Origin of the sequence: Candidatus Cloacimonas sp. (genome assembly GCA_039680785.1) — a bacterium.
Taxonomy (GTDB): Bacteria; Cloacimonadota; Cloacimonadia; order Cloacimonadales; family Cloacimonadaceae; genus Cloacimonas.
This window is the reverse complement of record JBDKSF010000041.1, coordinates 1-9,196: the sequence shown is the minus strand read 5'-3', so window position 1 is coordinate 9,196 and position 9,196 is coordinate 1. Positions and strand designations below refer to the sequence as shown.

The following is a 9,196-nucleotide window of genomic DNA, read 5'->3' as shown; positions in this document are numbered from 1 at the left end:
GTGTCTATCACTAATGCAGGTCTCTTTCGTCTTTGTTCCATGGTTTTCTCCTCTTTAAATCTGATATATAGAAAAGATAACCAAATATCTTATTGATGCAACATTAAATAATGGACGCTATACTAGTTTCTCAAATCTATACATTTCTTTATCCATCATCTCTCTGCCCTCATCTCTCTGCTCTCAGCACTTCTGCACTTTAAATCAAGCTTGTTAGTTTTTGATGGCCTGAAACATTTTCCAGAAAGCCCGCTTCTATAGATTTGGCAATAGATATACAACCCAAGTTTGCTTCAATTGCTTGTTCGCGGGTTAGGGTATTCAAATCAAGATCGGGTAAAAGTTTCTTTTGAGCTCTCATCACTTTCATCCAAACTGAGGGCCAGGAACTCATTGCTTTTCCTTTTCGTCGATTTTTGGAATTGTAAGCATTGATATACTTGTCGCAATCCTTTTTGTAATCAGCAGACAAGTTAATCCTACGGGCAAAAGCATAAATCTCTTTAGTAATACTGTGATCGGGTACAAAATTAACAGTCCCCTTTCTTTTGGCAATCAACTTATTCAATTTTGAATTGTAGTAGATTACCATATCATCCATATTTCCGGTAAAACCGGGCAAAGCAAGTTTTACTGTTGCTTTCATTTTGTTTCTCCCATGTTTTTTGTAGGGTCATTCATTTTTTTGACCCTCTACTTATATGGGGGTGACAAAATGGATTAAAATGGTGACAAATATGAGAAATTTTTATAATGACTGTATAAATCAGTTAATATAGATATCCAACTTACTCATACACATACAGATGCAATCATTAAAAAAATTATTTTTGAGCTTGGCTCTCCCTTTTTTTAGAGTGCCCCAATAAATCACAATCTGCAAGTTAAGATTCAACTTTTTCCCGTCTTCTACCAAGTAATATATGTTGCAACTACCGTGGCACAATTAGGTAAAAAGCCAATTAACAGGACATTATCTGCACGACAGGTATGTAGGCAAGGGTTATTTTTTCTACAACAAACATTCTATCTTCGCTTTCCAGATTTGGTCGAAAGCCAGTTTTTGACATTGATTAAAATCACTTGCTAAAACAAATAAAATTGGTTTATGCTCTTTTGTAGAATTAGAATTCGGTTGTTCAACTTACAGCTTCGCCCCGTGGCTTATGCATTTAGTATTGCGTAAGGCATTGATAATTATAGCTGGTAGAGTATTATATTTGAACTGGGATGGATTTCTTAGAAAGGGCGGAATGACAAAAAACAGGAACAGAAAGACAAAAAGCAGAGCAGATAAAAAAATTGACTTCGAAATTACCTTTTAGGGAGGTAATTGGGAAGTCATAGAGGTTATGTCTGAAATTCTTTGCTGCCCTGTATTTTATCGGTAAATTAGCCATAGTTTTATAATACTCTCGTTCATATTTTTTATAATCGAGTTCACAATTGAAATTGGGGCTGTGATTGTCAATCTTTTTTTAGAGGCAAATTGAGCATTGAAGAGAACGAGGATAAAAGCAAGGAAGATAAGATAAATTAGGATAAGATGTTAGCAGTGTGGAAAAAAATCTATGCCCCACGCAGATTTCGCTGATGACGCAGAGAAAAAAGATAAAAAATATCTCTCACAGATTACACTGATTTCACAGATGAAAGAGTTGAGGGCGGAGGGCTGAGGGCAGAGAGCTTAGGGCGGAGAGAAAAAATGGTTCACGCAGATTTCGCTGATTACGCAGATTAAAATGAGAATAGGTAGGTGATGAACAGGATGAAAAGGATTTTGGGGATTAGGATTTGATGGCTAAGGGCAGAGGGCTGAGGGCAGAGAGCTTAGGGCGGAGAGAAAAAATGGTTCACGCAGATTTCGCTGATTCCGCAGATAAAAAAGATAATCGGTAGGGGATGAACAGGATGAAAGGGATTTTGGGGATTTGGATTTGATGGCTGAGGGCGGAGGGCGGAGAGCGGAGGGAGGATTTAACTTGACGCAGATTAGCTTAGTGAGAAAGAGGTAAAAAAAGCAATAGATGGTAAATAAATAAGATGATCTCTATAGTAATAGACAGTAAAGTGACTCGTTGGACGAGGGAAATAAAATATGTGTTTGGCTTTATTTTCCAGACCTTGGGATATAACTTTCGTTTTCTGGAAGAGCTGGAAGAGCTGAAAACAAACGATATTTTGCTGATATATGGTTACACAGAGCCCACTCCGGAAGAGCTAAAAGGTCTGGCAAAACATTATATCACATTATTCATTCCTTGTGATCCAGATTTTTTTGATACCAAAGCATACGGTGCAGACCGTTTGAGAAGATGTATTCGGGAAATAAAGTTGTTGAATATAACGCCGATTATTTCAGCCCGCAGATTTGACTACCCAGCGGAAAATTATACGGAAAGTGACATCAGTGGTGGGAAAATCAATTTTGACTTGGTGGGTAACATCTTTTTGCATCTAAGCAATCTGGAAGAAAGTAGTGATGCCGGCTCAATGGAAAATGGCTATTATCCTGATGGTGCCAGTGTTTTTTACAACTATCGAGAAACGCCAATTGTAGATAATTTGCTGTGGCTGGTGGATTCGCTGATCAAAGAACACTGCCGCGCTAAAAATAATTGCATTGCTCAAAAGTTATTATGGCCATCCGCTCAACAGGCAGCTGTGCTTTTATCACATAGTATAGATGATTTGCAAAAATGGAATGCCTCTTCGCTAATCCTTTCCCTCCCTGACGATTTGGCAAGGTTATTTACTTTTCGCTGGAAACAATTGGCACATACGATTAAAGGTAAACTCCAATATCTTTTTACTAACTACGAGCTTAACTGGAATTTTGATGAGTTTTTAAATCAGGAAAAGGACTCCAATTGTCGTAGCACATACTATCTGGCAACCGAGGCAAATGAAGATATTGATTACTCTCTGGAAGATCCTGATCTGCAGGAAGAAATTCAGAAAATCTTGCATAGCGGAAATGAAATAGGTCTTTTGGCTACTGCCGATAAACTTACCCAGGATGAGTTTTTAACGCGTAAACAGATATTGTTGCATCTGCTGGGTAAAGAGAAATTGGGAATCAGGCAGCTGGGCTATAAAATTAATAATTCTATCCGCGATTTGCATAATAAAATCTCTCCGAGGTTTAGTCAAAACACTGCGTTTCAATCACTTCCCGGATATAAAAACGGAATGAGCTTACCCTGGCAACCTTGGATAAATGGCTCCAAAGCTGATTATTGGGAAATTCCTACCATATATAGAGATGAATATTTAAAGATTAATAAACATAACTATCTGCAATTGGAAGACGCTAAACATCAACTGAAAAAGTTCTTCCAAAACGCATTGCGCACACATAGTATATTCAGCACGGATTTCACGATTGCCAGTTTCAGCAATATCAGCTATATGAATAAACTCTATCCTTATCTATTGGCACTAATTAAAAGTAGTAATACCTATCTGACTACGGCAGGGGAATTAGTTGACTGGTGGGAAAAGCGAAAAAGAGTTACGATAAATGAAAACGAAGATCAGATCGGATTGATGTTTCCAGATAATTTGGAGAGTTTTACACTGTGCTTGCATGGAAATCCGAAAATTAAAGAAGTGGTGGAAATGCCGGCAAAAGTGAAAGGAAACCAGATACAGTTTACAAATATCAAAGCGGATTCTATAGCGGTGATCGTACTGGAGGGAAGATGAAAAAACCTCTCACAGATTACACAGATTACACAGATAAAAAAAGAATAGGTAGGGGATGAACAGGATTTTGATTTGCTGAGAGCAGAGGGCTGAGAGCGAAGAGAAAAAGAGCTCACGCAGATGACGCAGATAAAAAAAGAATAGGTATGGGATGAACAGGATTATTGAGATTTTAGGGATTTAAAATTGAAGTTCCGTAGGAACGACAGATATTAACGACGGGTTTTAACCCGGCGAGGAAAATAAGAGAGAAAAAAACCTCTCACAGATTACACAGATTGCACAGATAAAAAATGATATAAGGACAAAGATGAAAAAGGTATTACACCTACAGATGTTACCAGTTATGTATGGTGCGCAGAGGTTTTCTTTGCACCTTTTAGATAGTTTAAGCAAAGACGAATTTGAAATTTGGGTTGCCAGCAAACCCAGTGGAGAATTTGTTCAGGAAGTAAAGAGCCGAGGTTATAAATATATCCCGCTCCCTACTTTTCGACATCAGATTTGTCTTTGGGATTTAGTAACCTTTGTTCATTTACTCTATATATTCAAAAAGCATAGTTTTGATATTGTGCATACTAATGGTTCCAAGCCAGGTTTTTTAGGTAGAATGGCTGCCCGTTTATGTAAAATCCCTTTAATTATTCATACCTCACATGGTTTTTCGTTTCAGGATAATCAAAATCCGTTTGTATATCGTTTTTTTAAGCTTGCCGAAAAGATTGGTAACTCCCTGGGGGATTTTACTGTCTTTGTGAATAATTCCGATCGGTTTAATGGCATAGAGTTGGGATTAATAAAGCCGGAAAAGGCGTTAACCATTTATAATGCACTGCCCCGCAAATTTAATCAAGAGCTGCAAGATATTGCCAAAAATAGAAAGGAAGCTCAACAAGAAATTATTATCGGTTCCACTTTACGCTATTCCACTCAAAAAAATGTAATAGATTTAATATCCGCTTCCTGTAATGCTTGTATAAGCGAACCCAAACTTAAATTCATCTATCTTGGTGATGGCGAATATTATGATTTGTGTAAAGCAATCATTCATAGTTATGGCTTGGAAGAAAGGATTTTACTGGTGGGTTGGGATAACGATGTGCTGCCTTGGCTGAAAATATTTAATGTCTTTGTTCTGTATTCGCGTTGGGAAGCAATGCCCTTCAGTATTATCGAAGCAATGAGTTCTGGTTTGGCAATAATTGTTTCCGATCTGCCATCTCTAAAAGAACTGGTAAATAATGAAACCGGTTACATAGTTCCTCTAAATAACAACGCCGAATTAGTGAAGACCTTTGTAAAAATAGTTAGAGACCCCCAAACCGCATACCAAAAAGGTCAGCTGGCAGCCCTAAAGATAAATGAGCTCTGTAATTATGAAACAATGGTCAGTTCTTATAGAGAGCTGTATCGATCTACCAAACCCGAAACAACAAGGATATAATTAATGATCAATATCTACATTCTAATAGTGCTGGAAGCGGTGGTAATTTATCTTGCTGGGCATCTGCTATTCCCTTTAAACTTGAAATTTTCCCACAAACTAAAGCTGATTGCCTATCCCAATGAACGCAGAATAAACAAAAAACCGATTCCGGAAGCAGGCGGACTTTGTTTTGCGCTGCCAATCTTAATTGCGCAAGCAACTTTTGGCATTTTCAGTGGCAATGTGGAAATCGGCAAAATGCTTTTGGAGCTTGCGGGAGTGGGTTTTTTAGCTCTCCTTTTCGGACTTTGGGATGATCGATTTGAAAGCCGTGCTCGTTACAAATTTTTATGGCAGATATGCTTAGCAGTGATAATGTATCTATGTGGCTATAAGGTTTTATATTTAACTAATCCCTTTGGCAATGAATTTGTTTTGGACTGGTTGGCTTTTCCCGTAACTATTTTCTGGTATTTGCTAATGTTCAATGCCATTAATTTTATTGATGGACTGGATGGTTTGGCTTGTGGGATAACGATTATTGTGTGTGCAGTTTTGCTTACCATTGGCATCAAAGATAAAAATCAGATGGTAATTGCGCTTTCCAGTTTTTTGATAGCTGGCAATTTGGCTTTTTTGCACTATAATTTTTATCCGGCAAAAATTTTTATGGGAGAAACGGGAGCTTTATTTATCGGGCTCAATCTGGCGGCGATTTCAACTGCCACTACCGCTCAATATAAAGGTATTACTTCAATGACTTTAATGGTTCCTCTGGCGGCTTTGGCAGTTCCGGTTTTGGATATTATTCTGGCTATTTTTCGGCGATTACGCTTGGGAAACATTTTTCAGGCAGATAAAAAGCACATTCATCATACAATGTTGGAATTTGGCTTTTCCCAAAGAACAATAGCGATTATAGTATATTTTGTAACATTGATGTTTGGATTGATTGCGATCGGCTTTTCTTTTTCATCCAAGAAAGTGCTTTTTACTTTACTTTTGGGGCTTTTTGCCTTTATGGTGATTCTTGCCTACTTACTTATGCGACAGGAGCAAAAAAAATGAGAAAGCTATTTATCTTTGCCACTATGCTGATGAGTGTTTGTTTGTCTGCTCAGAGCTGGAAGACCTATACTAATACCAATCATATTTATGATTTAATTTTAAAGGGAAATGATCTATATTGTGCCACTTGGGGTGGAGTGCTAAAATTAAATTCGATAAATGATTCAGAAGACCTCAGTTCTTATTCGGAAACAAATGTATATAATAAAGGCAACGGGTTAGTTTCCAATGACATAAGAACTCTTACATATATTGATTTTTCGGAAAGTTTGTGGATGGGTTCTTCGGATAATGGAATCTCCATCTTAAGTCAATTAGGGTTTCAGGATATTGGTAGCGATTTGGGTTTGCCGTCATTAAAAGTTACCCGAATAATTGAACACGAATCTACCATTTTAGTCGCCACTTCCGAAGGACTGGCTGTTTTTTATTATCTGCCGAGTGTTTCTTTCCCCTTAATGCTACATCAATATACTTCTGCCACTACTTCCGGAGGAATGGTTGGAAACAATATTGTAGATATGTTGCTGGCGGACACGGGAACTCTTTTTTTAGCCACAACCAATGGAGTAAGTTATGTCCCTTTGGATTCATTGGATATTGACTCCGCTTGGAAAACGATACAAGGAGTTGGTAATCCTGTTTTAAGTGGAGGAAATCCCATTTTATCGGCAAATAGTGATGATCTTGCCATCGGTTTTTATGACAAGGTTTATGTGCATTCTTTAGATATGAACGGCGGTTCCTGGCTAAACTATAATGTAGGCAATATGTTAACCGGTAAAGATGTATCTTCTGTTTTGTTGGATTCCCAATCCCGTTTATGGGTTGCGTATGCCAGTTGGAAAGAAGCAACCTCAAGCTATACAAATACAACCGATTCTCTTTTCACTTTGATAGAAAATAATACTTATGCCCATATTCTGAAAGAAACAAACGGCTTGGGCTATAGCCCCATCAGCAGAATTTTGGAAATAAACGGTAAAATATATCTTTGTAGCTGGGGGGAAGGATTTTTTAGACAAGAAGATGACACTTGGATTAACTATGATCCTGCTTGTATCGGTTTTCCCAGAATTGGTCAAGTGGTAACTGACAATAATTATAACTTATGGTTTGCCAGTGGCTATATGTCCAATCTTCCGGTAAAAAAAGGTTCTATGGGAGTTAGTAAATTTGCTGATGGCGATTGGAAAACCTTGAACATTCATAACAGTCCAATTCATACCGACAATGTTTTGGGCATAGCTGTTGACCACTTAAACCGAAAATGGTTTGCCACTTGGGATAATTCTTCCAGTCCTCAAGGTTGGGAAAAAGGAATTAGTATCTATGATGAGGATAATAATTCCTGGGTGCATATTTCAGACGAAGGGATCCGTCATTACGATAATGTATCCGAAACCTGGAGTATTTATGATACTTCCACGCGTTTATCTACTGGCACCATTGGAGGAATCTATCCAGCAAGTGATTCTTTAATGATGGTGATGTGTTATATTGGAGGTGTAGATATTCTGAATATGAATTTTGAGAAAGTTGCTCATTTTTCTCCTGCCAATACGCTATATAATAGTGTCCTTTATGGATATTATAATGGACAGCAATATTTTATCGGAACTAATAATGACAGAGGGCTTACTATCTGGAATAATGATTCTCTTCCTGTTACCGGAGGTGATTATTGGGTTATTCCTTCTCCGCCAAATTTGAACAATTGTGTAGTTTATGGAGTGGTCACCGTTGAAACTCCTTACGAAGGAAAACAACATTGGATTGCTGCCAGCACGGGTGTTTTTATGTGGAATGAAACTGACTGGTATCGCTATGACACAATGATCAAACGCTATAAATATAGCCCTATAAGTCATCAGTGGGAAAATGATATTTTGTATTATGTAGATGAAGAACGCCTTTTTGGATCTGTCCGAACAACTCCTACTTGCATATATTTGGATGCGCAAAATAGAATTTGGCTTGGGAGTATGGAAAATGGACTTTCCGTTTATGATCCATATACGGAAAGGTTTACCAATTATTTTTATCCAAATTACCCTCTCATTTCCAATTATATTACTTCGCTGGGTTTTGATCCGGTTGCCGGAAACCTAATAATCGGAACCCCGGATGGATTTAATACTCTTAGAATCAGCAGAACAGTTAAACCCTTAACTACCCTGCAAAATTTAAAGGCATTTCCCAATCCGTTCAGACCATCCATTCATCCCTATCTGCAAATTGTAAATATGCCAGTGGATAATATGCCTCCCGGAAAAGCGGATTGCAGAATTTATGACGCCTCAGGAGCGTTAGTAATGAAATTGAAAGAAAATGCCTTCAGTCGTTTCCAGTGGGATGGAAAAAATGCAAACGGAAAACAGTGTGCCAGCGGTATTTACTTTTTTGTGGTGGCTGATGATGCAGGTAATGTGAAAAAGGGAAAGCTCGCTATCATTAATGATTGAAATAAGACCTCTCACAGATTACACTGATAACACAGATAAAAATAAGAATAGGTCTGGGATGAACAGGATTTTGGGGATTTTAGGATAATTTTACAACGAAAACAACGAAAATATTTCACGCAGATGACGCAGATTACGCAGATTGCAAAAGAGAATACATCTTTGGGAAGAACGATTTCCTCGTCGTTCTCCTTACAAACGAATTATGTAGTTTCCGCTCTATTTTAGGATTGTCTAATAGTTTGTTTGTTGTGGTTGACGAGGACGTCAACCCTCCTGTATTCTCGCCGGGTTAAAACCCTTCGCTCAAATCTGTCGTCCCGCTGGGACTAATTGTAGCTGTTACTATTTGCGCCGGGTTAAAACCCGTCGTTAGTATGTATCGTCCCGCTGGGACTTTTTTATATCTTTTATTTCGAGGGGCTTACGCCACCATCGCTATCTTTGTGTCGTTCTTTGAGTTAAAATCGGTTTTGTTTGTGATCTTCCACATCAATTCATTCTTTTCCCCTATCTTTGAATAAGGTCA

At 38.0% G+C, this 9,196-nt stretch carries 5 protein-coding genes; 4 read left to right on the top strand and 1 reads right to left on the bottom strand.

Annotation, left to right across the window (positions count from 1 at the left end):
* Nucleotides 1-199: 199 nt before the first annotated feature.
* Nucleotides 200-646, bottom strand: a complete 447-nt coding sequence (locus ABFC98_02640) for a hypothetical protein (protein MEN6444926.1) — start codon at nucleotides 644-646, stop codon at nucleotides 200-202.
* Between the two features lie 1,397 nt (nucleotides 647-2,043).
* Here ABFC98_02640 and ABFC98_02635 point away from each other — a divergent pair.
* From ABFC98_02635 to ABFC98_02620, 4 genes are all read left to right on the top strand, one after another.
* The gene (locus ABFC98_02635) at nucleotides 2,044-3,708 is read left to right on the top strand and encodes a hypothetical protein (GenBank protein ID MEN6444925.1); all 1,665 of its coding nucleotides are present in this window, start codon (nucleotides 2,044-2,046) and stop codon (nucleotides 3,706-3,708) included.
* Between the two features lie 310 nt (nucleotides 3,709-4,018).
* Nucleotides 4,019-5,152 (top strand): glycosyltransferase, encoded by a 1,134-nt coding sequence (locus ABFC98_02630; GenBank protein ID MEN6444924.1) that lies wholly within the window; start codon nucleotides 4,019-4,021, stop codon nucleotides 5,150-5,152.
* A gap of 3 nt (nucleotides 5,153-5,155) precedes the next feature.
* Nucleotides 5,156-6,202 carry an MraY family glycosyltransferase gene (locus ABFC98_02625; protein MEN6444923.1) on the top strand — a complete coding sequence of 349 codons (1,047 nt, stop codon included), beginning with the start codon at nucleotides 5,156-5,158 and terminating at the stop codon, nucleotides 6,200-6,202.
* Nucleotides 6,199-8,667: a FlgD immunoglobulin-like domain containing protein gene (locus ABFC98_02620; GenBank protein MEN6444922.1), complete on the top strand. Its 2,469-nt coding sequence runs from the start codon at nucleotides 6,199-6,201 to the stop codon at nucleotides 8,665-8,667. The genes ABFC98_02625 and ABFC98_02620 overlap by 4 nt, the downstream gene beginning before the upstream one ends.
* The last annotated feature ends 529 nt before the right edge of the window (nucleotides 8,668-9,196 follow it).

Coding starts and splice junctions, on each gene's coding strand:
- ABFC98_02640 (MEN6444926.1), bottom strand. CDS start 646: ATGAAAGCAACAGTAAAACTTGCTTTGCCCGGTTTTACCGGAAATATG.
- ABFC98_02635 (MEN6444925.1), top strand. CDS start 2,044: ATGATCTCTATAGTAATAGACAGTAAAGTGACTCGTTGGACGAGGGAA.
- ABFC98_02630 (MEN6444924.1), top strand. CDS start 4,019: ATGAAAAAGGTATTACACCTACAGATGTTACCAGTTATGTATGGTGCG.
- ABFC98_02625 (MEN6444923.1), top strand. CDS start 5,156: ATGATCAATATCTACATTCTAATAGTGCTGGAAGCGGTGGTAATTTAT.
- ABFC98_02620 (MEN6444922.1), top strand. CDS start 6,199: ATGAGAAAGCTATTTATCTTTGCCACTATGCTGATGAGTGTTTGTTTG.